The sequence below is a fragment of the Providencia sp. PROV223 genome (genome assembly GCF_028479245.1).
Classification (GTDB): Bacteria; Pseudomonadota; Gammaproteobacteria; order Enterobacterales; family Enterobacteriaceae; genus Providencia; species Providencia rettgeri.
Genome location: NZ_JAMPNG010000017.1, coordinates 72,538 through 98,670 on the forward strand (window position 1 = coordinate 72,538; position 26,133 = coordinate 98,670).

Annotated in this window: 25 protein-coding genes and 1 pseudogene; 19 read left to right on the plus strand and 7 right to left on the minus strand. The window is 38.9% G+C overall.

Annotated elements, in window-relative coordinates:
- Positions 1-6: 6 nt before the first annotated feature.
- Genes PR767_RS16980 through PR767_RS16995 form a run of 4 tightly spaced genes read left to right on the plus strand, consistent with a single transcriptional unit; the run spans position 7 to position 3,915 of the window.
- The gene (locus PR767_RS16980; RefSeq protein WP_094962122.1) at positions 7-1,272 is read left to right on the plus strand and encodes a DUF1116 domain-containing protein; all 1,266 of its coding nucleotides are present in this window, start codon (positions 7-9) and stop codon (positions 1,270-1,272) included.
- A 32-nt stretch (positions 1,273-1,304) separates the two neighbouring features.
- The gene (locus PR767_RS16985; protein WP_104872850.1) at positions 1,305-2,117 is read left to right on the plus strand and encodes a DUF2877 domain-containing protein; all 813 of its coding nucleotides are present in this window, start codon (positions 1,305-1,307) and stop codon (positions 2,115-2,117) included.
- 25 nt (positions 2,118-2,142) lie between these two features.
- Positions 2,143-3,045: a carbamate kinase gene (locus tag PR767_RS16990; RefSeq protein WP_104872849.1), complete on the plus strand. Its 903-nt coding sequence runs from the start codon at positions 2,143-2,145 to the stop codon at positions 3,043-3,045.
- Positions 3,046-3,078: 33 nt separating this feature from the next.
- Positions 3,079-3,915, plus strand: a complete 837-nt coding sequence (locus PR767_RS16995) for an aldo/keto reductase (RefSeq protein ID WP_004261547.1) — start codon at positions 3,079-3,081, stop codon at positions 3,913-3,915.
- Between the two features lie 11 nt (positions 3,916-3,926).
- On the opposite strand, the gene allS is transcribed toward PR767_RS16995, so the two are convergent.
- On the minus strand, positions 3,927-4,853 hold the full coding sequence (gene allS / locus PR767_RS17000; RefSeq protein WP_196719142.1) for an HTH-type transcriptional activator AllS: 927 nt from the start codon (positions 4,851-4,853) through the stop codon (positions 3,927-3,929).
- 325 nt (positions 4,854-5,178) lie between these two features.
- Between allS and PR767_RS17005 the strand changes: the two genes are divergently transcribed.
- From PR767_RS17005 to glxR, 5 genes are all read left to right on the plus strand, one after another.
- A complete protein-coding gene (locus tag PR767_RS17005) occupies positions 5,179-5,664 on the plus strand; it encodes an ureidoglycolate lyase (protein ID WP_004261541.1) in 486 nt (161 codons plus the stop codon).
- Positions 5,665-5,738: 74 nt separating this feature from the next.
- On the plus strand, positions 5,739-6,548 hold the full coding sequence (locus PR767_RS17010; protein WP_094962123.1) for an IclR family transcriptional regulator domain-containing protein: 810 nt from the start codon (positions 5,739-5,741) through the stop codon (positions 6,546-6,548).
- 177 nt (positions 6,549-6,725) lie between these two features.
- Positions 6,726-8,507 (plus strand): glyoxylate carboligase, encoded by a 1,782-nt coding sequence (gene gcl / locus PR767_RS17015; RefSeq protein WP_196719143.1) that lies wholly within the window; start codon positions 6,726-6,728, stop codon positions 8,505-8,507.
- Between the two features lie 12 nt (positions 8,508-8,519).
- Positions 8,520-9,296 (plus strand): hydroxypyruvate isomerase, encoded by a 777-nt coding sequence (gene hyi / locus PR767_RS17020; protein ID WP_004261532.1) that lies wholly within the window; start codon positions 8,520-8,522, stop codon positions 9,294-9,296.
- Positions 9,297-9,309: 13 nt separating this feature from the next.
- On the plus strand, positions 9,310-10,191 hold the full coding sequence (gene glxR, locus PR767_RS17025) for a 2-hydroxy-3-oxopropionate reductase (protein ID WP_110592100.1): 882 nt from the start codon (positions 9,310-9,312) through the stop codon (positions 10,189-10,191).
- 191 nt (positions 10,192-10,382) lie between these two features.
- Here the strand turns inward: glxR and PR767_RS17030 are convergent, their stop codons facing one another.
- The 3 genes from PR767_RS17030 to PR767_RS17040 all read right to left on the minus strand — a co-directional run bounded on the left by PR767_RS17030 (position 10,383) and on the right by PR767_RS17040 (position 14,704).
- The gene (locus PR767_RS17030; protein WP_004261525.1) at positions 10,383-11,678 is read right to left on the minus strand and encodes a uracil/xanthine transporter; all 1,296 of its coding nucleotides are present in this window, start codon (positions 11,676-11,678) and stop codon (positions 10,383-10,385) included.
- 70 nt (positions 11,679-11,748) lie between these two features.
- Positions 11,749-13,113 (minus strand): allantoinase AllB, encoded by a 1,365-nt coding sequence (gene allB / locus PR767_RS17035; protein WP_094962126.1) that lies wholly within the window; start codon positions 13,111-13,113, stop codon positions 11,749-11,751.
- A gap of 100 nt (positions 13,114-13,213) precedes the next feature.
- On the minus strand, positions 13,214-14,704 hold the full coding sequence (locus PR767_RS17040; protein ID WP_004261518.1) for an allantoin transporter: 1,491 nt from the start codon (positions 14,702-14,704) through the stop codon (positions 13,214-13,216).
- 763 nt (positions 14,705-15,467) lie between these two features.
- On the opposite strand from PR767_RS17040, the gene PR767_RS17045 reads away from it, so the two are divergent.
- From PR767_RS17045 to PR767_RS17070, 5 genes and pseudogenes are all read left to right on the plus strand, one after another.
- The gene (locus PR767_RS17045) at positions 15,468-16,607 is read left to right on the plus strand and encodes a glycerate kinase (RefSeq protein WP_272520658.1); all 1,140 of its coding nucleotides are present in this window, start codon (positions 15,468-15,470) and stop codon (positions 16,605-16,607) included.
- A 432-nt stretch (positions 16,608-17,039) separates the two neighbouring features.
- On the plus strand, positions 17,040-17,324 hold the full coding sequence (locus PR767_RS17050; RefSeq protein WP_272520659.1) for a hypothetical protein: 285 nt from the start codon (positions 17,040-17,042) through the stop codon (positions 17,322-17,324).
- 9 nt (positions 17,325-17,333) lie between these two features.
- Positions 17,334-18,136: pseudogene (locus PR767_RS21285) on the plus strand (antitermination protein Q).
- Positions 18,137-18,234: 98 nt separating this feature from the next.
- Positions 18,235-18,786, plus strand: a complete 552-nt coding sequence (locus PR767_RS17065; protein WP_004261499.1) for a YagU family protein — start codon at positions 18,235-18,237, stop codon at positions 18,784-18,786.
- A 367-nt stretch (positions 18,787-19,153) separates the two neighbouring features.
- On the plus strand, positions 19,154-19,513 hold the full coding sequence (locus PR767_RS17070; protein WP_004261497.1) for a hypothetical protein: 360 nt from the start codon (positions 19,154-19,156) through the stop codon (positions 19,511-19,513).
- Positions 19,514-19,708: 195 nt separating this feature from the next.
- Here PR767_RS17070 and hdeA read toward each other — a convergent pair whose 3' ends face one another.
- Positions 19,709-20,011 (minus strand): acid-activated periplasmic chaperone HdeA, encoded by a 303-nt coding sequence (gene hdeA, locus PR767_RS17075; protein ID WP_004261494.1) that lies wholly within the window; start codon positions 20,009-20,011, stop codon positions 19,709-19,711.
- A 473-nt stretch (positions 20,012-20,484) separates the two neighbouring features.
- On the opposite strand from hdeA, the gene PR767_RS17080 reads away from it, so the two are divergent.
- Together PR767_RS17080 and PR767_RS17085 are read left to right on the plus strand one after the other, a co-directional pair.
- Entirely contained in the window at positions 20,485-21,006 is a 522-nt protein-coding gene (locus tag PR767_RS17080) for a YagU family protein (protein WP_004261490.1), read from the plus strand.
- Between the two features lie 261 nt (positions 21,007-21,267).
- Positions 21,268-21,660 carry a YgiW/YdeI family stress tolerance OB fold protein gene (locus tag PR767_RS17085; protein ID WP_196719144.1) on the plus strand — a complete coding sequence of 131 codons (393 nt, stop codon included), beginning with the start codon at positions 21,268-21,270 and terminating at the stop codon, positions 21,658-21,660.
- Positions 21,661-21,740: 80 nt separating this feature from the next.
- On the opposite strand, the gene PR767_RS17090 is transcribed toward PR767_RS17085, so the two are convergent.
- Positions 21,741-21,947 (minus strand): thiamine biosynthesis protein ApbE, encoded by a 207-nt coding sequence (locus PR767_RS17090; protein WP_196719145.1) that lies wholly within the window; start codon positions 21,945-21,947, stop codon positions 21,741-21,743.
- A 143-nt stretch (positions 21,948-22,090) separates the two neighbouring features.
- Between PR767_RS17090 and PR767_RS17095 the strand changes: the two genes are divergently transcribed.
- The 3 genes from PR767_RS17095 to gss all read left to right on the plus strand — a co-directional run bounded on the left by PR767_RS17095 (position 22,091) and on the right by gss (position 25,459).
- Positions 22,091-22,231 (plus strand): hypothetical protein, encoded by a 141-nt coding sequence (locus PR767_RS17095; protein ID WP_164564164.1) that lies wholly within the window; start codon positions 22,091-22,093, stop codon positions 22,229-22,231.
- Between the two features lie 52 nt (positions 22,232-22,283).
- Positions 22,284-22,733 (plus strand): lysis protein, encoded by a 450-nt coding sequence (locus tag PR767_RS17100; protein WP_004261480.1) that lies wholly within the window; start codon positions 22,284-22,286, stop codon positions 22,731-22,733.
- Between the two features lie 830 nt (positions 22,734-23,563).
- On the plus strand, positions 23,564-25,459 hold the full coding sequence (gene gss, locus PR767_RS17105; RefSeq protein ID WP_196719146.1) for a bifunctional glutathionylspermidine amidase/synthase: 1,896 nt from the start codon (positions 23,564-23,566) through the stop codon (positions 25,457-25,459).
- Between the two features lie 339 nt (positions 25,460-25,798).
- Here gss and PR767_RS17110 read toward each other — a convergent pair whose 3' ends face one another.
- The gene (locus PR767_RS17110; RefSeq protein ID WP_004261473.1) at positions 25,799-25,930 is read right to left on the minus strand and encodes an entericidin A/B family lipoprotein; all 132 of its coding nucleotides are present in this window, start codon (positions 25,928-25,930) and stop codon (positions 25,799-25,801) included.
- Positions 25,931-26,133 lie beyond the last annotated feature (203 nt).

A 26,133-nucleotide genomic window follows, 5' to 3' on the forward strand; every position in this document is an offset into this window, starting at 1 on the left:
TTGGATATGTACTCAACGATTGAAGAAGCAAATACCGCAGTAATTGAACGTATTCGTGCCGCTCGTCCTTTTTGGCAAAGTGTTGAACCTGCAAAAGATCTCATCCCAACTTTGCAACAAGGCAAAAAATTACTGCATGCGGGCCCACCTGTAACTTGGGAAGAAATGAGTGGTCCAGTGCGTGGTGCTTGTATCGGTGCGTGTTTATTCGAGAAATGGGCCGATAATGAAGATCAAGCACTTAACCTATTGAATAATGGCGAGATTGAATTTATTCCTTGTCACAGTGTAAAAGCAGTGGGGCCAATGGGGGGAATTACTTCCGCCAACATGCCTATGTTAGTTGTCAAGAATATGACCCATGGCAACGTTGCATACTGCAACATGAATGAAGGAATCGGTAAAGTCATGCGTTTTGGGGCATATGGTGAAGATGTGCAAGTACGTCATCGCTGGATGCGTGATTCATTAGGTCCTGTTCTGAAAAAAACCTTACAAACGTTAGAAAATGGCATTGATTTAACGGCGGTGATGGCACAAGGCATTACCATGGGTGATGAATTCCACCAACGCAACATTGCCACTTCAGCATTGTTATTAAGACAACTGGCACCAATCATGAGTGCGCTGGATATCGATAAAACTGAACTTCAGCAAGTGATGCAATTTTTAAGTATCACAGACCAATTTTTCCTCAATCTTGCAATGGCTTACTGCAAATCGGCGATGGATGCTGGCGCTGAAATTCAGCATGGCACCATTGTGACCGTATTAACGCGTAATGGTAAAAACTTTGGTGTGAAAATCAGCGGTATGGGTGATCAGTGGTTTACTGCGCCAGTTAACACACCGGAAGGTCTCTTTTTCTCAGGTTACAGCCAAGCTGATGCCAACCCAGATATTGGTGACAGCGCAATCACTGAGGCGTTCGGTATCGGCGGTGCAGCGATGGTAGCAGCACCGGGTGTTACACGTTTTGTTGGTGCAAGTGGTGGTATGAGCGCCGCATTAGATGTGTCTGAGGAAATGACTGAAATTTACTTAGAACATAACATGATGCTGCAAATTCCGACTTGGGATTTCCAAGGCGCGTGTATTGGGCTGGATGCGCGTAGAGTCGTAGAAACGGGTATAACACCGCTCATCAATACAGGGATCGCACATAAAGAAGCAGGGATTGGTCAGATTGGTGCGGGTACGGTAAGAGCACCACTGGCTTGCTTTGAAAAAGCGATTGTTGCGCTAGCTGAAAAAATGGGTATCAGCGAATAAATCGATAATTTTCACTCTGAAGGAGTTTAAAAATGATCATGCAAGCACTGTCCGTTAGCGCTCACTTACCTAAAGAAACAGGAATATTGAATTGCGTTGGACGCTTTAATCATGCACTTAATTTTGTCACTCCTTCAGGTGAATTATTGACATTACATCGCTATGGTCGAGGATTAAGCCCAATGGGCTGGATGGTCTCTGATACTGATTTTCAAGCTATTTTTAATGATGAGAATGAGTTTGTTGAGTATAAAAACGATCGATTGGTCAGCCCTAACTGGCAACTCATTGCGCCAAAAGAACACTTATCGCTCAAGTTGGTGCCACAAAAACTCCCTGATGGAACGTTTACAGCGCTATGGGATATCTTAAGGCAATCGAAAGCGAAAAGTGGTTTACACGGCAGTTTGAGTGAAGCGACAACCGGCCCATTATGTCGAGAGCTAAAAGAATTAAAAGCAAACTATCAACGATACCTTCAAGGTGAACGTATTGATTGGCAGTCGATAATTGGAAGAGGGCCGGGGTTAACACCAAGCTTTGATGATATCTTAATAGGTATGCTATTGGTCACCTTTCTTAATCCAGAGATTGACAGCGACAGCTTACCAAACTTTTTTCAAGATACTCCTTCTTTAGGGTCATTAACGACTCTGGTCAGTGTGAACTATTTACGTTTTGCTTCCCAGGGCATCTTTTCTACTCCACTACAAACATTAGCAACTGCGTTAGTGCAGCCGATGAAATTATCACAGGCGGTTCGCTTGCTGCTTCAGGTCGGCCATTTTTCTGGTGCGGATACGTTAATAGGCGTGTGGTTAGCGGGTATGGATGAAATGGGTTAACGTTCGCGAATAAACAAGGACAAACATGGAAACTATTGTTATCGCCTTAGGTGGCAATGCATTACTGCAGCGTGGAGAAGTGCTTTCCGCTGAAAATCAATACCAAGCTATCGCATCGATTGCGGGTACTTTGGGGCAACTTGCACAAAAATATCGTGTGGTGATTGTACATGGCAATGGGCCTCAAGTCGGGCTATTGGCCTTGCAAAATTTAGCTTATACCGATGTTCCTGCTTATCCTTTGGATATTTTAGTGGCCGAAAGTCAGGGAATGATTGGATATATGCTGATGCAAGAACTGGGACGCAAGCACCCTAAACAGCCAGTAGCAACGCTGCTCACTCGTGTTGAAGTTGATAGCAATGACCCTGCTTATCAAAACCCCACTAAATACATTGGCCCTGTGTATGACAAGCAGGAAAAAGAAAGCTTAGAAGCTGAGCTAGGTTGGGCGATTAAACCCGATGGCAAATATTATCGTCGGGTTGTTCCATCTCCTCAACCTAAAGCCATTCTGGAAATTGATGCCATCAAATGCTTATTAGATCAAAAGCATATTGTCATCTGTAATGGTGGCGGTGGTGTTCCTGTTATTCAGCAGGATAATGGATTTTGTGGGAGTGAGGTGGTTATCGATAAAGATTTATCCTCCGCACTATTAGCAGAAGTGCTTGAGTCTGACCACCTAATTATTCTAACCGATGCGGATGCCGTCTATCGGAATTGGGGAACTCCTGAGCAAAGCGTGATTAGATGCGCAACGGTAGCAGAGGTTGCCCCTATGGCAATTGATGATGGTTCTATGGGACCGAAATTGATGGCGGTCAGCCGTTTTGTACAGCGTTCTGGTAAACCTGCTTATATTGGTGCGTTAAAGCAAATAGATGCTATCTTGAAAGGAGAGGCAGGCACTAGAATTATACCATAGTGATTAATTGCTTTGATAATCAAGGAAGTATTAATGAAAAACGTTTCATTTGGTCATGATGTTTTACCCGCAATTGGCATGGGTAGTTGGAATTTGGGGCAGCAGCGGAAAAGTGCAAAAGAAGAAATTGAAGCGATACAAGCAGGCCTTGATGTAGGCTTAAAATTAATTGATAGCGCTGAAATGTATGGCAATGGGGCTTCTGAACAGTTAATTGGTAAAGCAATTTCAGGACGACGCGATGAAACGTTTTTAGTATCAAAAGTTTATCCCTTCAATGCCGGAGGTAAAGCATTAGTTAATGCTTGTGAGGCATCTTTACGCCGGTTAAAAACGGATAGGCTTGATCTTTACTTGCTGCATTGGGCTGGCGACATTCCTCTCGAAGAGACTATTAATGGTTTCGAAAAACTGCAATCTGCTGGGAAAATTCGTTATTGGGGAATATCTAACTTTGATATCAATGAACTGCAAGATATGTACGATCACCTCGCGGGTGGACGTTATTGTGCGACAAATCAGGTGCTATATAACCTTGGTAGCCGCGGTATTGATTATTCATTACTTAACTGGTGTCGGCATAAAAAAATGCCATTAATGGCTTATTCACCACTCGGCAGCGGCAATCAATTACTTAGACATCCAACGTTGAAGATGATTGCGCAAAAATATCAGGTCGTGCCAGCAACGGTTGCATTAGCGTGGGTGATCCGTGGCGATGGGATCGTTGCTATTCCTGAGTCAGGTAGCAGGGCGCATATGTTGCAAAATGCGCACGCTTGCCAGTTAGTATTAGACAACGACGATATTGCTTTATTGGATGAAAGCTTTCCACCGCCAACACATAAGCAATATCTGGATATTTTGTAATTCATTCAACGTTATTTTGTTGCTGGGTCAATTGGGCTCAGCAAGCTTTGGATGATGGGATCGCGCAGTTTGAACAGTTTCACGACCGTTTTTAATACTTCCCCTTGCTGATTGCTATTCCAAGCTAAGGATAAGGGGGACGGTCTTCTAGGCCTTTTTATTGATTTCTCAATCAGTTGTTGGTTTTGAATATAGGGTTTGCAAATAGAGGCAGGTAAAAAGCCGATCCCCGTTCCTTTTAGGTGACAGAGTACTTTGGTTTTCATATCAGGCACTTTGATTTCTCGTTGGCCTGATAATAGCCATGCAGTGCGTTTGGATAAAACTTGCGAGGTATCTTCCACATTGATAGTCGGGTAACAACGCAGTTGTTCATCGCTAAGAATACCATCAATAGAGGCAAGTGGGTGTTGATTGGCAACTGCAAAGACCCAATTGATTTTGCCTAAAAACAAGGTATTCATGTCGCTGTCCAATGATTCAGAACCTGGGACACCGATTGCAATATCACATTTGTTACTGAGTAGGGCATCCCATACCCCCATATACACTTGCCGAGTGATATTAAGGCGGGTGAAAGGAAAGCGCTCGGTTAGGTGTTGGAGTAGGTCAGCGACGGCATTTGGCTCATAGAGTAAGTTATTAATTGCAATCGTAATTTCTTGCTCGACACCTTCATTAATCAGCCGTAACTGATTTGGCATATTACTTAACCAGTTATACCATTCGCGGCAATGTTCAAGGAGATATTCCCCCGCAGATGTTAGGTTAACGGTTCGTGTCGTTCGAGTGAAAAGCTGGACTCCAACATATTCTTCTAAGATTTTGATCCGGTAACTGATAGTTGCAGTACTTTTGTAGAGTTGTTTTGCGGCTTGAGAAAAGCTCTGACACTGCGCAACAGTGATAAAGGTTGTCATCGTTTCTTGATCTAACATGTTTGTATCTCCCTAAAGTCAAAGGAAAAACCAATTTATAATATTTTTTAGATCTGCATTTTGTTTCACGTCATCCATTAAGTAGGCTTCATCATAATTGAAAGTGATAAGTATAAATTCTGGAGAATTGTTAGTAATTATTATCTTACTGAATATTAAGGAATTATATATAAAATTAAAATGAAAAACTGTGACCTGTGATTTTTTATGGAAAAATTTTCCAAAAAATGATGTTAAATGTAATACAACCTGATAAACTGATTTTGTCATGTAGGTGGTTGTACAAAATAGTGGCTTAAAATTTTTAGTGTGTTAGGAGAAAATAATGGAACTTGTTCTATCTGATCTGACACCGGAAGCGTTTGCCCCCTATGGAGACGTCATCCAAGTTGAAGGATCTGAATTTTTTCATATCAATGATGGTACGACAGAACGTTATCATGCTTTAGGTAAGGCAGAGATTACAGATGCAAGTCCCGTTCTGATGAGTATTAGCCGTTCAGAACCTATTGATATGCCAATGAATGTTAAGCTTTTAGAAAAGCATCCGCTTTCCAGCCAAGCTTTTATCCCAATGAATGGTGAGCGTTTCATTGTGGTGGTTGCTGAGCCAGGGGATGATATCCCAGTTGATACCTTACGAGCATTTATCACCAATGGTAAGCAGGGTGTAAACTATCACCGTGATGTTTGGCATCATCCGATTTATGCATTTCAATCACAAACGGATTTTTTAACGGTAGATAGAGGCGGTGCTGACAATTGTGTCGTTAAGGATCTCCCTGAGCCTTGTCAAATAGTTTTTCCTTAACTACTCTATTGGGCAATAAGGGCTAGGTAATATAATTCCTTTCTGCCGATAGCAAACATAAAAGGTAAAAATAAATGACTGAACCACGCACAAAAGGAAGACCACAGACAGATAAAAGTTCGCCAAAAGGTGCGCAAGCACTTGAGCGCGGGTTAGATATTCTTCAATTTCTGGCTAACTCAGGTGGTAGCTCATCAGTCTCTGTTTTATCTGAGCAGTTAGGTTTGCCTTTATCAACGACATTTCGCTTGCTGAAAGTCCTTGAGCAATCAGAGTTTATTTTTCAAGACTCACAGCTTGGCTGGTGGCATATCGGTCTGCAATCATTCACAGTTGGGGCCACATATATGAATGATAGGGACGTCGTATCAGTTGCTGGGCCATTTATGCGCAGGCTAATGTTGCTATCAGGGGAAACGGCAAACTTGGCTATTCGTAATAATTTAGATGCTGTTTTAATTCGCCAATGCGAATGTCATGCGTTAGTGAGAATGTGTGCACCGTTGGGGAGTCGTTTACCATTACATGCATCAGGGGCTGGGAAGGCATTATTGTTCCCACTTGATGAAGAGGAAATGTTAGAGCTTGTCACACGCTCTGGTTTACAAGAATTCACCCCTAAAACTATCACCAGCATTAATGTGTTGAGAAAGGCGTTAGGGCATTATCAAGAACTGGGTTATGTCATTGATAATGAAGAACATGCTCTGGGTCTTAATTGTTTAGCGGCACCTATATTTGATCGTAATAATTCAGTGATAGCAGCAATATCTATTTCGGGCCCTAGTGCAAGGGTAACTGAAGAACGTTTTACTGAGCTAGGGGAACTGGTTCGTGACGTTGCTGCGGATATCAGCGCGGCATTAGGTGAGCGCCAATCATAAAGACCAGAGATCAGCGGGTGTTAATCATCCGCTAAAAAGAGGCTATTTAACAGGTGGTTAGCAGGTGATCAATGAGCTGACCAACCAACGAGTACAGAATACATAGATAATCCGTTTTTAAAACGGTTTTTTTAGACAAAAAATAAAGTTGGAAAAATTTTCCAAATAGGAGTTGTTATGGCTAAGATGCGCGCAGTTGATGCTGCAATGTATGTACTGGAAAAAGAAGGGATCACAACCGCATTCGGTGTTCCTGGAGCCGCAATAAACCCATTCTATAGTGCGATGCGTAAGCATGGTGGGATCAAACACTATCTTGCTCGTCACGTAGAAGGTGCTTCTCATATGGCTGAGGGATACACGAGAGCAAATCCGGGTAACATTGGAATGTGTCTTGGTACATCAGGTCCTGCGGGAACGGATATGATCACAGCATTATATTCCGCCTCTGCTGATTCAATTCCTATTTTGTGCATTACAGGCCAAGCACCAAGAGCTAAATTGCATAAAGAAGATTTCCAAGCAGTCGATATCGAATCTATCGCAAAACCGGTCACCAAAATGGCTACAACGGTGTTAGAGCCCGCATTGGTTCCTCGAGTATTGCAGCAAGCTTTTCATTTAATGCGTTCTGGTCGTCCTGGACCCGTATTAATTGACCTACCTTTTGATGTGCAAGTCGCTGAAATTGAGTTTGACCCAGAGACTTATGAACCATTACCTGCTTACAAGCCAGCGGCAACAGTTGCTCAGGTTGATAAAACACTGGATATGTTATTCGCGTCGAAAAAGCCACTGATTATCTCCGGTGGCGGCGTTATTAACGCGGACGCGGCAGATAAGCTGCAAGAGTTAGCTGAAATCTGTAACGTGCCAGTCATTCCAACTTTAATGGGTTGGGGAACTATCCCTGATGACCACAAATTAATGGCAGGTATGGTGGGCTTACAAACGGCTCACCGTTATGGAAATGCCACTTTATTAGAATCTGATTTCTTATTAGGCGTCGGTAACCGCTGGGCGAACCGACACACTGGTTCTGTAGAAAAATATGTTGGTGACCGTAAAACAGTACATATTGATATCGAGCCTACACAAATTGGCCGTATTTTCTGCCCTGATTTAGGGATTGTCTCCGATGCTAAAGCGGCGTTAGCGCTCTTGGTTGAGCGAGCAAAAGCACGTAAACAAGCGGGTGCTTTACCTGATTACAGCAAATGGGTAGATGAGTGCCAAGCGCGTAAACGTACTCTGTTACGTAAAACGCATTTTGACAATGTACCTGTGAAGCCACAGCGTGTTTATGAGGAAATGAACAAAACATTTGGCCGCGATGTTTGCTATGTCACAACCATTGGTTTATCGCAAATTGCAGCCGCTCAAATGTTGCATATCTTTAAACCGCGTCACTGGATCAACTGCGGTCAAGCGGGCCCATTAGGTTGGACTTTACCTGCTGCATTAGGGGTATGTGCCGCTGATCCTAAACGTAAGGTCGTTGCCGTATCAGGGGATTATGACTTCCAATTTATGATTGAAGAATTGGCGGTCGGGGCTCAGTTCAAATTGCCATATATCCATGTATTAGTGAACAACGCTTACTTAGGTCTGATCCGTCAATCACAACGTGGCTTTGATATGGATTATTGCGTCCAGCTTTCCTTTGAAAATATCAATAATGATGCCATTGGTGAATACGGTGTTGATCACGTCAAAGTGGTTGAAGGCTTAGGTTGTAAAGCTATTCGTGTCTTTAAACCAGAAGATATTGCGCCAGCATTCAAACAAGCTGAAAAACTCATGAAAGAATTCAGTGTGCCTGTTGTTGTGGAAATCATTCTAGAGCGCGTCACAAATATCTCCATGGGAACCGAGTTGGATAATGTGACTGAATTCGAAGAGATAGCAACTTCTGAAGCCGATGTGCCAACCGCGACCGCATTTTATCAATATAAATAAGGATGCGAGAAAATGACCAAGTTTGCAGCTAACTTATCCATGTTATTTACTGAAGCAGAGTTTATGCAGCGCTTTAAATTGGCGGCTAAAAATGGCTTCAAAGCCGTAGAATATATGTTTCCTTATGATTTTCCAGCACAGTCTATCAAGCAAGAGTTAGATGAAAATAAACTGACTCAAGTTCTTTTTAACCTTCCAGCGGGTGATTGGAATGGTGGCGAAAGAGGCATTGCTTGTTTGCCTGAAAGACAAAAAGAGTTTCAAGAAGGCGTCAAAAAAGCAATTGAATATGCAAACGTCTTGAATTGTAAACAAATTAACTGCTTAGTGGGGCGTAAAGACTCATCTCTTAGTGAAGAAAAAACGATGGAAACCCTCGTAGCAAATCTTCGTTATGCGGCTGAGCAGTTAGAAAAAGAGAATATACGTTTACTGGTAGAAGCCGTGAATACATACGATATTCCAGGTTTCTATTTGAATAAATCAGCTCAGGTCGAAGATGTAATTAAGCGTGTCGGTCATGCCAATATTTACTTCCAATATGACATTTACCATATGCAGCGAATGGAAGGTGAGCTAACTGAGACAATGAAACGTTTATTAAAGCATATTTGCCACATTCAACTCGCAGATAACCCTGGCCGTCATGAGCCAGGAACGGGTGAGATTAATTATACCTATTTATTTAAACAGCTAGAACAGATGGGCTTCACAGGCTGGATCGGTTGCGAATATAAGCCTGCGACGACAACAGAAGCGGGTTTAGGCTGGATGAAACCGTATTTATAATTAGGAGAGTATCATGAAATTAGGCTTTATCGGTTTAGGAATTATGGGTGGCCCAATGGCTGCTAACTTATTAAAGGGTGGTCATGAGCTAGCTGTAAATACTCGTGGGCAAATTCCGGCTTATCTTACAGATGAAGGGGCAAAGACATTTTCATCAGCTAAAGAAGTGACTGAAAACGCTGATATTATCTTTGTTATGGTGCCAGATACCCCTCACGTTGGGGAGGTACTATTTGGTGAGAACGGCTGTGCATCTACAGCGTTGAAAGGCAAAATCATTGTGGATATGAGCTCCATATCCCCGATTGAAACCAAAGAATACGCAAGAAAAGTCAATGAATTAGGTGGCCAGTATTTAGATGCTCCGGTTTCCGGTGGTGAAGTTGGCGCTAAGCAAGGCACATTAAGCATTATGGTGGGTGGTGAAGACTCGACTTTTGCTAAGGTAAAACCGCTATTTGAATTAATGGGTAAAAATATCAGTTTGGTGGGCGGAAATGGGGATGGGCAAACCTGTAAGGTTGCCAACCAAATTATCGTTGCATTAACCATTGAAGCTGTTTCTGAAGCATTAGTTTTTGCGTCAAAAGCAGGGGCCAATCCTGCACGCGTTCGTGAAGCATTAATGGGCGGATTTGCATCCTCGCGTATCCTTGAAGTTCATGGCGAGCGCATGGTAAAACGCATATTTGACCCAGGATTTAGGATCTCTTTACATCAAAAAGACTTAAATCTTGCTTTACAGGGTGCGAAGGCATTATCGATGAGCTTACCGAATACCGCGACCTGTCAGGAACTCTTCAATTTATGTGCCGCACATGGCGGTCAAGATAATGACCATTCAGCCTTAATCAAGGCAATTGAAATTATGGCTAACCATAAATTAGGAGACTAATACTTAGTCTAATTGTTTGAATGTAATGATCCTCATGTTTTAAGTGTAAATGTAAGTAGTAAACAGTTTAACTAGTCGTTTATTTGCCCCATGTATCTGGGGCTTTTTTTTTGCATAGCATTAAGTGAATAAAAAAGAGGTAATATAATTAATGCATATTACCTCTATAAAATCTTACTTATTTATCTTTTCTATTTTATAGCATCCCACTTAAATATATTTTCAAGGATAATAGAAATAATAATTCCCATTAATAACCCATTTGTGATGATAGGCCTTACTATCAATGGAATATCTTGCATGTAAGTTGGAGGAACACTCATCAAAAATATGCCAATAAAAATAGGCAAAGCAAGCCGATAAATATTGCGCGGGTTTAAATCTAAAATACGAATAAATAACAAAGAAGACCAAAGCAGAGGTAAGTAAGTGACCATCATCACGGTACTACTGATCACTAAAGGAAAGGTAGAAAAGAACCCTGACAAAACGGGAACGAAACTAATAACAAAGAATAACAAACTACCAATAATAAAGGGCTTTTTACTAAAATCGTTGGTTTGAGTAATGAGCCCTATTGAAGAAACAAATGGCGCGAAAGGCACAATTCCTAGTGGTGAACAGGCAAAAGTGAGCGCACCAGAACTAATAAAACTACGACGATACATGGCTGGCGTTGCTGGCGAATCTGGATGAAATAAATCTGTTCCCTTAATCGCGCCAAACGTATTGGACGTATTTAGTAGTGAGGCAATAACACAGGTTGTGACAATACCATAATTGATAGTTTCAATTTTTCCGAGAGGGAATAGCTGCCAGCCAATGCCACTCACGCCTGTTGAGCCACTTCGAAAGATAACTGAAAATAATAACCAACCCAATATTGAGCCAATCAGTACAGCATATTTATTAATATGACGAGGGAGTAAGACAATAATTCCAATGATCAATACCATGATAAATAAAGCTAACAAGAATGTATTGAAATTAATATGGACAATATCTGTTGTGGCACTAAAAGGTAAGCCCAACATACCTTTTAAAAAAATAGTAATTAAGTTAGCGCCGAGTAACAGCATGAATACTGCCATCACACCAGGCGAAAATAGCAGAGCCAAATACTTTCCTGCCCCACTCAAACCGATAATGACAGTGATGATCCCTGCAATGGCAATTCCGACTGCAAAACTACCACCAATAACCTCTAATGGTGTTCCTTGAGCAGACTCTGCAAATGCAACAGATAAAATCGTTCCCCACCACAGCCCCGCAGGACCTTCCATGATAGAGCGCTTGTGTCCGAAAATAGCTTGAATTAAGCAAGCCAGTGATGTGGCTAAAAAAGCATACTGGGTAATTGTGTAAGTGGTGGCATTGCTCAGATGAAATGCAGATTGTAATGTAGGAGGTATAACGACTGTATTACAGAAAATAAAAAAGAACCATTGCAAGCCTGATAACATATTATCTTTGTTCAAACTAAACATAAATTACATCCTGTTATAAATAACAATACAGCACACCCAGTAAAGAGTGTGCTGTATTATTTACATCATATTACTGTTGGTGTTTTAAAATAAATTGCCCGATAGGCGTTTCACGAACACCAGTATTAATATCGTAGATAGTTTCTCCGCGTAAAATAGTGCGTGCAACTTGTGCACCTATTTTGCGCCCTACATAAGGGCTGACTTTATGGCGATACTCTAAATCTTGAGCTTTTAATTCATAAGGTGAGTTTGGCTTGATGAACACGAAATCTGCATCTTTACCAACGGTAATGGAGCCTTTATGCTTAAGGCCGAAGATCTTAGCTGCATTAGTTGCCATTAATTTGGCAAATAATGGGAGTTCCATTCCACGTTTTTGCACTGCTTCATCAAACATCAAGTCAACACAGCTTTGCATCCCTGCAATTCCACCCCAAGCTTTGAATACATGACCCGCTTTCATATCTGGTGGGCATGGTGAGTGGTCAGAACCTAAACAGTCGATTTCACCATTAAACAGTTTTTCCCACATGCCTTCTTGGTTCGCTTCATCACGAATCGGTGGTGAGCATTTTGCTAAATTACCAATTTTTTCAAACTGATTAGTTGTTAAGGCAAAATAGTGAGGGCAAGATTCTGAGGTAACATCCTGTCCTTCATTACGTGCCTTAGTCACTTCAGCAACGCCTTCAGGGCTACTGATATGGCAAATATGTATTGGGCAATTAGCCACTTTTGCCAGATATAGCACGCGGCGAATTGCCTCAATTTCAGTATATACAGGGCGCGAGGCTACATAGTCGTGAGCAGTTATGCGTCCTTGAGCTTCAGCTTCTCGACCTAATTCATCACAGATTGATGCATTTTCACAGTGAACTAATACACGAGAGTCGTTAAATTTACTGATAATTTCTGCACCACGTAAAAACTGAAAGTCATCAACATCACGGAAGTCATTATCAATAGTTTTGTCACCACAGGTGGCAACAAAGCATTTGAAGCCAACAACACCCACTTCATCTAGCTCGTGCAGTCTATCGAGATTATAAGAGACTAAACCGCCAAATTGGGCTGCATCTACTGACAGTTTACCTGCGGCAGCGTCGAATTTTATTTGAATACTTTCACGGTCAACGGTTGCAGGTAGCTGATTTAATGGCATTTCGATGATAGTTGTGATGCCACCTTTTGCTGCTGAACGCGTCCCTGTTTCATAGCCTTCCCAATGTGTTCTTCCTGGTTCCGAAATGTGGGCATGAGAGTCAACCATACCTGGTGAAACGACTAGGCCTTCGGCGTTTATTTCTTCTTTTGCACCAGATAAACCAGAGCCAATAGCGGCAATTTTGCCATTTTTTACCGCGACATCTGTTTTAATTGCTTCGTTTTCAAGAATGACAGTACCGTTTTTAATGATTAAATCGTATGACATAGGGTATTCCTTAGATAAGATTATAATTTCATTTATTAACATTACTGTTCAGCGTGTTTTCAATATATTAAAACGGGCTGAATAGGGTATTTAATTCAGATTACATTGGGTTTTTTATGCCGATATCTGAATCATTCGTAGCTTTTACTTTATTTTCAACCACCTTAGTGGTGTCTTTTTTGAATAAAGAGTAGAGAACAAAGGCCAATATGACGCCAGCAAACCAAGACACTCGTGATATAGGCTCTAATACAGGAATGAATTTTCCACCAAGGGAGAAAATAACTGCAATAACAGTGACAACGAAAGCGGTAATATTAAATCCGTGCTCATAGAATTTATAATCGCCTGCACGGGTATATAAGACATCTAAATTAATATTTGTACGCATTACGATGAAATAATGCGATAGCATGACACCAATAACTGGACCTAAAATACCGCCAATAATATCCAAGAAAGTATAAATACTGTCCTGATTCTCAATTAGTTTCCAAGGCATGATTAATACGCTGATAACGCTGGCAATAATAACGCCGTGACGATAAGTGAGTTTGGATGGGTACAGTGCAGCAATTTGGTATCCTGCAGGAATAATATTACCAGCAGCGTTGGTGGAAATTGTCGCCATCAGAATAACGACTACCGCAAAGAGTGAGGCATATAAACTATCCCATTTTTGAACAATATCAAGTACGTTCCATGTATCAACGCCGTAGTGAATACTGGCGCCGGCTAAAATACATACGCTACTAATGGCAAAGAGCAAGTAAGCCACTAACAGGCCAGCGGTTTGTCCAATGGCTTGTTGTTTAAAACTAGTCGAATATTGAGTGAAATCAGAAGCATTTACCGCAGGAGCTGCCCAGACAGCGACAACACTATTAATAACGATAAAGAAAAAGAATACTTTACTTGGCGTTTCACTAATACCATTTGGGATATAATCCAAAATAGGTTGAATGCCCACTAAAGAAACTGACCAAATTGCCATACCACCAAACAAAATATAAATACAGGGGTTAAGAATGGCAGTAAGTTTATTTAATACCTTGCCTCCACCTAGTCCTATGGCAACATTCATTGCCCAGAAAATGATGAAAACAATAAAGGCTGGAATGGTAACCCCCATATAGGTTTCACCATTGCCTATATTTAAAAATTCAGGCCAAATTTTCCCGATTAATATTAATAGCGCTAATGAACCAGTAAAGCATTGTAAGCCAAACCACATAATAGCAGCAATACAGCCTCTTAATACGCCAGGAAAGAGTGAGCCTTTAATTCCATAAGATGCCCGAAGTAGCATCGGGAATGGGATACCATATTTAGACCCCGCCGCACCATTCATTACCATAACGAAAGCGATGCATATTGCGCTTAGTGCGATGGCAAACATAATGTTCAAAGTAGAAAGGCCTAGAATAAAAAAACCGCCAACCATTAGATAATTTGGGACATTGTGTACGGAACCCATCCATAGCGTAAAGTAGTTAAATGTTTTCCATGTTCGTTGCTCCGGTGTTTTAGGTAATAAATCATTTGTATAACCACGTTCACGATAAATCTCTTTTTCTTCTGAATAGTTCATATATGAGTCCTTCCACGCATATAATTTAAATTTGAAAGCGAGAGATTTAACTAATCGAATTTTTAATAAAGTAATAAAGTTATTGTTTTAATTTTTTAAATAATATTATTTTTTATATATACATCAACTTAATAACTAATGGTTTATATATAGTTATTAGCGTCAGTTTAATTAATTATATTGACTACCCAGGAATTAATTCTTGAACTCAATATAGCCACCGTTAACTGATGGATGCAATATAAATTTAAAAAATTTTTCCAAAAAATAGATCTGGAGCGCTTTTTTTAACAAAATAACATAATAAACAATACGTTATAAAATATTTAGTTTTTTATTATTTCTTTTTTTGTATTTTTTTTGAGATGTTTTGTTCAATTTAAGTTAATTTACTCTATTTCTTCTTGATTTTAATGAAGTTTGATTCATTTTAAGTTTGTTTTAATGCTTTATTATTTTTGATTTAAATGCAGCTTATTGATTTTTTTATGAAAAAATAATTGGAAAATTTTTCCAATTAAATCTTTATCAATTATTTTTTTTTGATACAATGACGAATAGAAGTTAATGGCTATACTCAGTGCTAAAACGTTTTTTAGAAAGTGGTGCTGAATATAATTCTCTCAATTTAATAAGCTAATCTATTTATCAGTAATATGCGCGCATTTGTAAAAATGAATGTGTATTTTGATAACCGATAATATTTTTCGAAATTAACAATATTATTTAACTGATTACTTAACCGTTCTATAGGTAGCCATATATGAAAATTATCATAGCCCCTGATTCTTTCAAGGAAAGCATGAGTGCAGAATGTGCCGCAAATGCCATAACTAAAGGATTTAAAAGTGTATTCCCTGATGCCCAATACCTTTGTTTACCGATTGCTGATGGTGGTGAAGGAACTGTTGATGCATTGATTGCAGCCGCAGGTGGTGAGCGAGTATCACTTGAGGTTAAAGGCCCATTAGGGGATATGGTAAGTGCTTACTATGGTTTATTACACAATGGCGAAACCGCTGTTATTGAAATGGCTCAGGCCAGCGGATTAATGCTAGTTAGTCCAGAGCAGCGTAATCCAATGCTGACGACGAGTTACGGAACAGGTCAGCTAATTCAAGATGCGCTTGAAAAAGGGGTGAAAAAAATCATCTTAGGGATTGGCGGTAGCGCAACCGTTGATGGTGGTGTCGGTATGCTTCAAGCCCTAGGTGTTGTTTTTTATGATAATCAACAAAATAAACTTGGTTTGGGCGGTGAAGTTTTAAATCATATCGCAACGATTGATACGTCAAGTCTGTCTCCTCAATTGCAACACTGTATGATCGAAGTGGCTTGTGATGTAGATAATCCTCTGGTTGGAGAGCGGGGTGCTGCGATGATATTCGGGCCACAAAAAGGGGCAACGGCTTCAATGGTATTGGAATTGGAAAAAGGTTTAAATCGTTTTGTTGAGCTTATCCAACAAATTAAAGGGCATGATTTTAGGCATTTATCTGGCGGAGGTGCTGCTGGTGGGATATCTGTTGCTGCCGCTGCATTTATGAATGCTAAGCTTAAACCCGGCATTGATATCGTTATTGATGCAGTGAAGTTAGAGCAAGAAATCTTTGATACCGATTTGGTTATTGTGGGGGAAGGTAGCATGGATGGGCAAACGGCAGGGGGGAAAGCGCCTTTAGGAATAGCCAAGGTTGCGGCCAAACACAATGTCCCTGTTATTGCATTAAGTGGTGTATTAGGTAAAGGCGTTGAAGCACTACACCAAGAAGGTATCGATGCTTTTTTCAGTATTTTGCCAAGATTAAGCCCGTTAGATGAGGCATTAAAGCAGGGGGCGGAGAACGTGCAACAAGCGGCATATAATATTGCAAAAGTTTTACAGTTAGGTAAGTTATTGTAATTAATTTTATTTTTGTTTTTTTTGGATGTTGAGTGTTCGATAAAATTAATAACATTTAGTATAAAATAGATAAAATCCGTTTTAGTGTTGTGAAAACCTGTTTTGATTCAGGGTAGTTAGAAAGTGGATAGGGTTAATACCAATCCGCATTTGGTTATCTATAGAGAAGCGTCGTAAAGGCAACCGTAATGCCAGTAATATCTATCAACTGAATGTTGAGAAGCTGGCTTCAGCGGCACGTATTGCATTTCCTCAACCAGCAGATTTTGACCCGTCAAAATCTGTTCCCTCAAAACCTGAGCCGTCAGAATCTGGGGTGATCCGTCAGTAACTTTAAAACAAGATCCATCAGTAACTAATCCTTCATCGCAGAATTCTAACGAATCCAGCGATTAGTCAAAAATTGATTTTTTAAATCGTTACCCAGAGGTAGTGATTTACAGGACTAACTTACAGAAATGGGGATCTGCGGATGACCTTAAGTGCGCTGAATGGCTGTTTAGCCGCAAGTGTGAAGTATTCAAAGAGCTTGGACTGCAAGAGCCGAAAGAGCCAAATTTCACAGAGTGGGCTAACGATGTTCGCTTGATGGTTAACCAAGACGGGCGCACTCACAAGGAGATTTGCCAATTCTATAAACGTGTTAGCCAAGATGCATTCTGGAAAAAGAACGTTCAATGTGCGAAAACATTACGTACTCAGTGGGATGATTTATAGGCCGGCAGCATGAAATTAGTAAATGCACTAAAGAACTTCCATCCTAAGTCACCCACATTTAGTGACTCAGCCAGTTGTACGTCACCAGACCGTTTAACGGGTACTGATATTATGGCTGCGATCGGGATGACCGAATCACGAGCTAAGTTTGGGATGACAGCCTTTCTGGCTAAAAATGATGTCAGTGAAGAGGATAAATTTTCTACCGTGGAGGGCTTGACTCAATATGCGCTAAAAATAGCGCCTAAATTAGTTCGCAAAGCTGCTGGCAATAAATTGGGCTACTGTTTAATTGTTCTGTCTAAAATGACTTTTGAGGATTACGCTCGATCAGCAGGTTCGGTTTGCCAGTGTTCAGCATGTAGTGGGAAATGAATGCTTGATAAAAAAATTACTACAACAAAGTATTCAACGAGGGAAGCTATTTTTCCGTCATTTTCCAAGAGCCAGCCCAAGCGATATACCAATACAGAGCGCGATGTTGTGGAAACTAAAAAAGTGATTTGTGAGTCATGTAATAGTAAGAGCCAATTAATAAACCGTTGTCGTTGTAAAGGGAGGGCAAGGTCTTAGATGAAGTTCAGAGTGAATTACAAGTGACACCAGTTTATAAAGATTGTTCTCGTTGTGCTGGGCGTGGCTTCAATCGTGTACCGTCATCTGTAGCATTTAAAGCAATAAGACATTTAGTACCTGACCTTAATGAAAGAACATGGCGTAGAAATTGGAAGCCGTTCTATGAAATATTGATAAGTAAGTGTTTTGTTGAGGAAAGTATGGCAGAACAAGCATTTAGTCGAACAATTAAATAGTTTTAGTAATTAATTAAATTCAAATTATTTTAAAACTGTAAATTTAATGTTATTTGGTGTAAAAATAAAAACTTGTAAATTTACATGAGGTGGTATTTATGTGGAGTAATAAGATAAATTTAAAGATAGTTGTTTGGGGAACTATTATTGGTGGCTTCATTAGCTCATTAGTTAAATGGGGCTCTGAAGTGAATATGCCCCCGAGAGTTGCAGGAGAAATATCACCACCAGCAGCGAATATTGATGCGTGGTTTAGTTGGTTAGGCATCAATTCTCATTCTCTTGATTATTTTTATCAGGGATCATTGGTCGGTGGTGCTGTAACCTTATACCATTGGTTATTTAGTTTTGCGTTCGCTTTTGTATACGTCTTTATATCAGCTTATCTGCCTAAAATTCGAATGTTTTATGGTGTATTATATGGTGTTTTGATCACAATATTTGCTCATGGAATAATGATCCCATTATTTGGATTTCGTCATCCCTCATATAATGAGGGTAAAGTTGGTTGGCTCTGGAATTTAAATGGTTATGAATTAGTTAGCGAGATTTTAGGACATATTTATTGGGCTGTATCTATAGAAATATGTCTCATTGCAGTTTTAGCATCTTTTGCTCGCCCTATACGTGGTAGCTGGACTGTACGATAAAAAATACTTGCACTCACTGGTATAGAGTGTTGCATTTTGTCCGGAACTGGCTTATTTTTTTCCGAAAATGGACATTCTATAACTAGTCGCATAAAACCAATTCAAGGCCTGCAATCGCGGGCTTTTTTACATCCAATATATTCATAAAAAGTACTAGTGCGCTACGTAAATTCGATGTTATTGTGATAAGAGTGAATACGTTGTCACCTAACTTATAGAATGAAACCTTGCGATGTGATCTGACCCCATAAAGTTGGATGATTCATTAAGCGGGGTTTTTTATTGCCTCATTATTTAATCTTTAATAATATTATCTATCTAAATTAAATAGATATCTGATGTTCATATTTAATGAGGGGGTAATTAAATGAGTAAATTATTCTCAGTAGTACTAGCCATCTCAATTATGGCTGTATCAAGCAGTGCTTTAGCAGCAGAGAGAGGTCTAAATAAGGAAGAAGAAGCAAAGGTAGTTAGCCTAATAAAAAACCACCTTAAATTACCAATATCTGCAAAGTTCAAACTCGGTAAAATGATTGCTAATCCGTATGATGCATATTGCGGTTTAGTCGCTAAATCCAATAAAGAAACAATCCCTTTCATCACATCAATGCCTGAGCCTGTAGGTAACATTGACTTACGTAGAGTTGTTCTGGTTGGTGATAATGAATATAAGTATCGCAGTGTTATTGAACAATGTGAAGAGTATGGATACAAATTGAACTAATGCAGATCGGTGAGTCTTGAAAAGAATAGCATCCCGAAGTATAAATATATCATATTACACGTGTTATAGACCCGTCAGTAATGTCAGGTTTTATACCTAAAACAAACATAAGACTTGCTGTTACGATTGTTCATAGTTACATGTGTAGTTATGCACAATAAAAGAAAACCCCACCAGAGGGGTGGGGTCTTTAGATTACATTTTTTTCAAATGAGCTTCGACTTTTTGAATAAATGATTCTTTGGGAGCTTTTTCGCAAGCTTCAACAATTAACGGAGTGGATGTTGCAATACCACTAATATCTAAAGTAGGGTCTTCTACCTTACCTTTCTGGGTAATAATCTCAGCAGCACCAATTGCTGTTGGATAAAATGCATCATCGATTGCTAAGAAATCTTCGCATGTCCATTGAGATACAGGTTTTGCATCTGTTGCGGCGAAAGCTGAAGTGGTCATTAACGATGTTGCAATGATGCTAGCAAATAATATTTTTTTCATAAAATATCCTCATTGTTTTTAGTGAGACTTGCCTAATGCTTATTTTAATATAACTTATTATTTTAAAAAGCAAAATAATCATTATTTGAATGTTGTTTTTTGATGGCTATTATGTGTCGGATTATTGAAATAATAAAAATATATCTTCAATTTTTCTCTATAACGATAAAGTAATTTCAAGTGGTAGGCCTGCCGTTCTTGAAATCCACACGCAAAGTTGGGAGTTACTTTTTCATTCTGGTGCATGTCAAGGCTGACTGGCTAAACCCTATGACAATTACTCAGGGATCTGAGCAGGGGTATCGATTGAATTTTTTATTGTCGTTGATTTTTTATTTATATTTAATGAGCCATCTTTTGTTACTATGCTTCAAGCATCCCAACACATTAAAAATAATAATTATACTAATAATAAACAATTGCCCTTTTCTCTACTATATTCATAATATCTATTCATAAGGCGTGTATGTATAATGATTGATCTATTTAAATTGACAAAGAAAAGCTCTAGGCATATTTGTATAGCAATATATGTTGGTATTATTGCGGGTATATTTTCCGCTTTAGTTAAATCTGGCTTTGAAGGTTTGATTCCACCGAGAACGCTAGAAACAACCCCACCTCCCATTGTCTTGTTAGAAAAGCTTGGGCTAAATATAGATACTATGACTTATCATTGGATGGGATATAGTATTAATTGGGGCGGGAATGGTGTTCATATATTATTTTCGATAGTTATTGCAGTTATATATTGTGTTATCGCTGAATACTTACCTAAGGTGAAATTATTACACGGTATATGTTTTGGTATCGGTGTTTCTGTTTTTGCTCATGGCTTAGTTGTACCATTATTAGGATTGTCTGGCTGGCTTTGGACTGCTGGTTATCAAGCACTAATATCTGAGTTTGTTGGAACTGCTTTTTGGATTTGGTCTATTGAAGCTATTAGGCAAAACTTGCGTTATTGTTTAACTAAAGAAAAAGACGCTGAGTAGAGAGTGATGTTCACTCTTAATCTTTAATAAACTTATGGTCAGGTTAAACTTTTCATCTGAGCTATATCAGTTATTCATAAAAGATCGCCTAGGCGGTCTTTTTTATAGTTAAAATAAACATAAGATTTTCTGTCACGATTGGTCAGAGTTACATGTGCTGCTATGTGCAATAACCGATCTAAAGTGTTAATTATTTGCCTTAAGATTCTGTTAAGGTTTAATTGATAAACTATAAAAAATTAACAGACAAAAGGAATTATTATGAATAAGACAGTTATTGCGCTCGTATTATCAGCAGCTTCATTTGGCGTATTAGCTAATAACCATGCTGGTGGATTTGTTTCGAATGATGGTTCTGTTAGTCCAAAAGGTGGGTTTGTTGCAACAGCTCAAGCAGTAACAACTGTCGTTCAAGCGAAAGAGCTTCCTGATGATGCATGGGTTTCACTTGAAGGTCATATTGTTAAACAGATTGGTAAAGAGCTTTACGAATTTAAAGATAGTACTGGCTCAATTGCTGTAGATATTGATGATAGGCGCTGGCGTGGACAGGTTGTGACACCTGAAACAAAAGTTCGTTTAGATGGTGAAATTGATAAAGAGTGGGCTTCATTAGAAGTTGATGTAAAGCGAGTAACCATTATCAATAAATAGCTGTAAATTTTTAATGAGCCCCATGATTGGGGCTTTTCTGCAATGAAAACTCGCTTACTAGCTTCTGTCTAATTCATATGTTAGATAGCTTTATCTATAGCTCTTTCAATCGCTTTACATTCGGGACTATTTCCACTGGACTGCTCTATTTTCCCAGGCAAGTTACCTTCGGGAGTATCCATTTTTATCTCGCAAGTATCTGACTTAGTTTGGGGGTTAGTGTTTGATGAACAAGCTGTTACTAAAGCGATAACAAAACATACTAATATAGCTTTGTTTTTATGCATACTGTCTATCCTGTTTTTAAAGGGCTATTCTTGATGCTATCAAAGGTTAAGCGTGAAGTGCAAAGTAATCAATAAAGCTGGTCAGTACGGCTTCTTTATCTTCTATAACGATGAGGTAATCGCAGAGAAGCGGAGGCGGCTATATGTCATGGAAACTTATAGTGGTAGTAATTTGCTTTATGTTACTCGCGATATCAATGATTGTATTTGGCGCCAACAGACTCACTGACAATACATGCGGTATTGATAAAGCCAGTTTAGAAAAACGCGCCAGAAAGTTATAGAACACTACAAAAGTCGGCAAGTTAACTTTTAATTATCTATATAGTGGATACCATGAATACAGTCAGTGCATTGTTATATATCGCTGCGTGGGTGGCCATATGGGGAATGTGGAAACAACACGAGAGGATAGGTGAGTTAAATACCAAAAATGCCGGACTACTCGTTGAGTTGACAGAGCAGGTCAAAATTAATGAGGATTACCAAAAACGTATTAACTCACTTCACGAACTCGACAAAACTCACACAATGGATCTCTCAAATGCAAAAGCTGAAATTGATAAGCTGCGCAATGATGTTAGTAATGGTACTAAGCGCGTGTACGTCAACGCCAAATGTCCAAAACCCGAAGCGAATACCTTCGAAAGCGGAGGCAATGAAAGCTCCGCACGACTTAGTGAAGCAGCTGAACAAGATTATTGGCGTCTCAGAAAAATGATAGTTGAGAACGAAAAACAAACTTTGTATTTGCAAGATTACATTAGAACGGAGTGCTTACATTAGTTCCAGCCAATGAAAGTTCTAATTAAAAAAAGTAAGTTTAAGAAGGAGATAGCTGCAAGTAGATATATAAAAGCTTTAAAGAATAGAGTTGTCACGTCTGCTTGATAGTTATCACTAATAAGAATAAATACAACGCAAAGAAATAGGGAGGTAACGATAAGTATGGTTGTGATCGGGAGGTTGTGTATAAGGTTCATATTTTGAAAACGTGATTTTATCTTGATTCTGTAATGGTGAGAGCCTTAAAAGTTATAGTACCAGAAATTGTATGGATAAAAAAAGCCCACACAGCGTTGGGCTAAATATGTTGCTTTATACAATTAAATATCGCCTTAAATATAGTTGGTATTTCAAAATACGCAAAAGTATTTCCAAATATTTTAAATTGATGGCTGTGTAAGACAACAACAGCGAGCTTTTAAGAAAACAGAGGCTTTTTAAAGGCAAAAAAATAGCCCCTAGATTGGGGCTTAAAAGGGATGGTCTATTTAACTGAGGGTAACTCTTGTAAATAGTTATACCGCTAAATAGGTCATTTTTTGAAAGTGAAAATAAAAGAACTCATTGTTTTGTAAAGATAGTAATCAAACCACTTTTCACCCGGTATATAGCAGACATATTTAAAACACTAAGAACCCACAGAAGGGAGCATCGGAACTGTTGCTATAAATGGCGATCTCTCTTGGGAGCTTTTTTGTGCTAACAGGTTGCTTTTATTTAACTAACTATTGATAAGTTTCTTATATCAAAAAAATGGATTTTTCATATTTTATAGGCGTACACTGATAGTTATGGCTAGCATGTATTTATTATTAAGATGGAGCTATAACATGGGGTTATTAAGTAGTGAATACGAACCTTTTGGAACTTTACTCGGATATGCTCCAGGAGGCGTAGCAATATACTCATCAGATTATGATTCATTGCCTAATGTGGAAAATAAAAAAGATATTTCTTTTCGAAGTTATATTGGCAATGAATATATGGGCTATAAATGGCAATGCGTTGAGTTTGCTCGCCGTTTTTTATACCTCAATTACGGTACTGTTTTTAGTGATGTTGGTATGGCCTATGAAGTATTTTCTCTGCGCTTTCTACGACACGTAGTTGATGATGACATTTTACCGTTAAAAGCTTTTGTTAATGGGAGTCCTGTTAAGCCTGCCGCGGGGTCATTGTTAATTTGGGATGAGGGGGGTGAGTTTAATAAAACAGGCCATATAGCAATTATCACCAAGGTTTATGATGATAAAGTACGTATCGCTGAGCAAAATGTCATTCACCATAAATTGCCCATAGGCCAGCAGTGGACAAGAGAATTGTCTCTGAAAAGAAATAAAGGAAGATATACACTATCAGATACTTTCCCAAACACTAAAATTTTGGGATGGATGATACAAACAGATAGTGATGAGCATGCTTATTCAGGCCCGTATACTAATCCTGAGTTGCTAAAGATTCATGCTGCTAAAATAGATAATAAGATTGACTATAATAACGAATGGTTGAATAGCTCAAATCCCATAGAAAATAAATATATTCAAGCTAGACAAGGTCGCGCGCTAAATAGCGCTCTTCATGAATATTTTACAATATCTAGTACCGCTGAAAATAAACTGATACAAGCAACCAATGAAGTTCATCTTATGTATCTGCATGCGACAGAAAAAGTATTAAAGAGTGATAACTTATTGAAACTTTTTAATATTCCAGAAATTCTTTGGCCTCGCATACGTTTATCCTGGAAGAATCGGCGTCATGATATGATCACAGGAAGATTAGACTTTTGTTTGGATGAGCGAGGGTTAAAAGTCTATGAATATAATGCGGATTCAGCTTCTTGTCATACAGAGGCAGGGGTAATTATTGATAAGTGGGCAAAAGTAGGGCAGCTGAAAGATGGCAAAAACCCAAGTGGTTACTTAACTGAATTACTTTCTAGTACATGGGAACATTCTTCAGCTAAACCGTTTATTCATATTATGCAGGATGTAGATAGTGAAGAAGATTATCATTCGCAATACATGGCGCATGCAATTACTGAAGCGGGATTCGATTATAAAATTATTCATGGTTTAGACGAATTATTTTGGAATGAAACAGGTCAAGTCGTTGATAGTGATGGCCGTATATTAGAGTGTGTTTGGAAAACATGGGCGTGGGAAACTGCTCTTGAGCAAATTCGGCAGGAATGTGAGAAAGACTATGAGCATTCAGCTCTACAAATTCGTACCGGACACTCAGAATATAATGACGTCAGACTAGTTGATGTATTATTAAAGCCTGAGATTCGTGTCTTTGAGCCTTTATGGACAGTCATTCCAAGTAATAAAGCGATATTACCTATTCTTTGGTCGTTATTTCCCTATCATCCCTACCTTTTGAATACAAGTTTTGATATCAGTGACGAGTTACGCTCGAGTGGTTATGCAATAAAGCCAATAGCAGGCCGCTGTGGTGACAATATCGGTTTGATAGGTGAGTGCGACACGATTTTAGATGAGACTTCTGGCCAATTCGATAAACAGGAAAATATTTACCAACAATTATGGTGCTTGCCAAACGTTGCAGGGCGTTTTATTCAAGTCTGCACATTTACTGTCGGAGGTCACTATGGTGGAGCATGTTTACGTTCAGACCCATCATTAGTTATCAAAAAAGATAGTAATATGGAGCCATTATGGATACTTGATGATAATGATTTTTTGGAAAAACCATTATGTTAGAAAGTGTATTTTAAAATTAATATAGTTATATTTTGAAAGTGGCATTATTAAAATCTGATTTTTTGTAGTTTCTTAGGCCTTCAGTTAATAGCTGATGGCCTTTATTTATAAAAAAATTGAAAAGCAAAGAAAAGCCCCAAATATCGAGGCAAAATAAACTGATACAATAGTTTAGAACACACTATCAGAATAGACATATTTATAAATGTTTTACATGAATAAAGTGTAAGTAAATACGGAAAAGAAAATACAAATTGGAGTCTCGTTAAATGAATAAGGAAATACTAGAGGATTCAAAATAAATATACCCTCTAGCATTTGAAATAAGAGCATTAATGTTTACTGGGCTGCTCTTTGTATTGCTTCTCCTCCTGCTTCTATATCTTCACCAACACCTTTAGTGGTATTACAGGCAGTTAATGTGAAAGCAACAACTAATGAGCAGATGAGGAAACTGATTTTTTTTAACATATTGTCTTCCTTTAAAGTTTGAAGTTATAAGTTTCAAAAGATCATTTTTAATTATAGCAGAACAATTCGATGACTATTTCTAGCTGTATACAGCAGTAAGATTGGGGTTAAACCCTCATTTTTATGTGTAATTGCCGTAGTTAGTGATACCTGACAAATGAAAATGAGCTGCTATATTTTAAGTGTTAGTACTTATTTTGGGC

Bases quoted from the DNA above. Each gene is read 5' to 3' on its own strand.
- PR767_RS16980 (WP_094962122.1), top strand. From the start codon at position 7: ATGTACTCAACGATTGAAGAAGCAAATACCGCAGTAATTGAACGTATT.
- PR767_RS16985 (WP_104872850.1), top strand. From the start codon at position 1,305: ATGATCATGCAAGCACTGTCCGTTAGCGCTCACTTACCTAAAGAAACA.
- PR767_RS16990 (WP_104872849.1), top strand. From the start codon at position 2,143: ATGGAAACTATTGTTATCGCCTTAGGTGGCAATGCATTACTGCAGCGT.
- PR767_RS16995 (WP_004261547.1), top strand. From the start codon at position 3,079: ATGAAAAACGTTTCATTTGGTCATGATGTTTTACCCGCAATTGGCATG.
- allS (WP_196719142.1), bottom strand. From the start codon at position 4,853: ATGTTAGATCAAGAAACGATGACAACCTTTATCACTGTTGCGCAGTGT.
- PR767_RS17005 (WP_004261541.1), top strand. From the start codon at position 5,179: ATGGAACTTGTTCTATCTGATCTGACACCGGAAGCGTTTGCCCCCTAT.
- PR767_RS17010 (WP_094962123.1), top strand. From the start codon at position 5,739: ATGACTGAACCACGCACAAAAGGAAGACCACAGACAGATAAAAGTTCG.
- gcl (WP_196719143.1), top strand. From the start codon at position 6,726: ATGGCTAAGATGCGCGCAGTTGATGCTGCAATGTATGTACTGGAAAAA.
- hyi (WP_004261532.1), top strand. From the start codon at position 8,520: ATGACCAAGTTTGCAGCTAACTTATCCATGTTATTTACTGAAGCAGAG.
- glxR (WP_110592100.1), top strand. From the start codon at position 9,310: ATGAAATTAGGCTTTATCGGTTTAGGAATTATGGGTGGCCCAATGGCT.
- PR767_RS17030 (WP_004261525.1), bottom strand. From the start codon at position 11,678: ATGTTTAGTTTGAACAAAGATAATATGTTATCAGGCTTGCAATGGTTC.
- allB (WP_094962126.1), bottom strand. From the start codon at position 13,113: ATGTCATACGATTTAATCATTAAAAACGGTACTGTCATTCTTGAAAAC.
- PR767_RS17040 (WP_004261518.1), bottom strand. From the start codon at position 14,704: ATGAACTATTCAGAAGAAAAAGAGATTTATCGTGAACGTGGTTATACA.
- PR767_RS17045 (WP_272520658.1), top strand. From the start codon at position 15,468: ATGAAAATTATCATAGCCCCTGATTCTTTCAAGGAAAGCATGAGTGCA.
- PR767_RS17065 (WP_004261499.1), top strand. From the start codon at position 18,235: ATGTGGAGTAATAAGATAAATTTAAAGATAGTTGTTTGGGGAACTATT.
- PR767_RS17070 (WP_004261497.1), top strand. From the start codon at position 19,154: ATGAGTAAATTATTCTCAGTAGTACTAGCCATCTCAATTATGGCTGTA.
- hdeA (WP_004261494.1), bottom strand. From the start codon at position 20,011: ATGAAAAAAATATTATTTGCTAGCATCATTGCAACATCGTTAATGACC.
- PR767_RS17080 (WP_004261490.1), top strand. From the start codon at position 20,485: ATGATTGATCTATTTAAATTGACAAAGAAAAGCTCTAGGCATATTTGT.
- PR767_RS17085 (WP_196719144.1), top strand. From the start codon at position 21,268: ATGAATAAGACAGTTATTGCGCTCGTATTATCAGCAGCTTCATTTGGC.
- PR767_RS17090 (WP_196719145.1), bottom strand. From the start codon at position 21,947: ATGCATAAAAACAAAGCTATATTAGTATGTTTTGTTATCGCTTTAGTA.
- PR767_RS17095 (WP_164564164.1), top strand. From the start codon at position 22,091: ATGTCATGGAAACTTATAGTGGTAGTAATTTGCTTTATGTTACTCGCG.
- PR767_RS17100 (WP_004261480.1), top strand. From the start codon at position 22,284: ATGAATACAGTCAGTGCATTGTTATATATCGCTGCGTGGGTGGCCATA.
- gss (WP_196719146.1), top strand. From the start codon at position 23,564: ATGGGGTTATTAAGTAGTGAATACGAACCTTTTGGAACTTTACTCGGA.
- PR767_RS17110 (WP_004261473.1), bottom strand. From the start codon at position 25,930: ATGTTAAAAAAAATCAGTTTCCTCATCTGCTCATTAGTTGTTGCTTTC.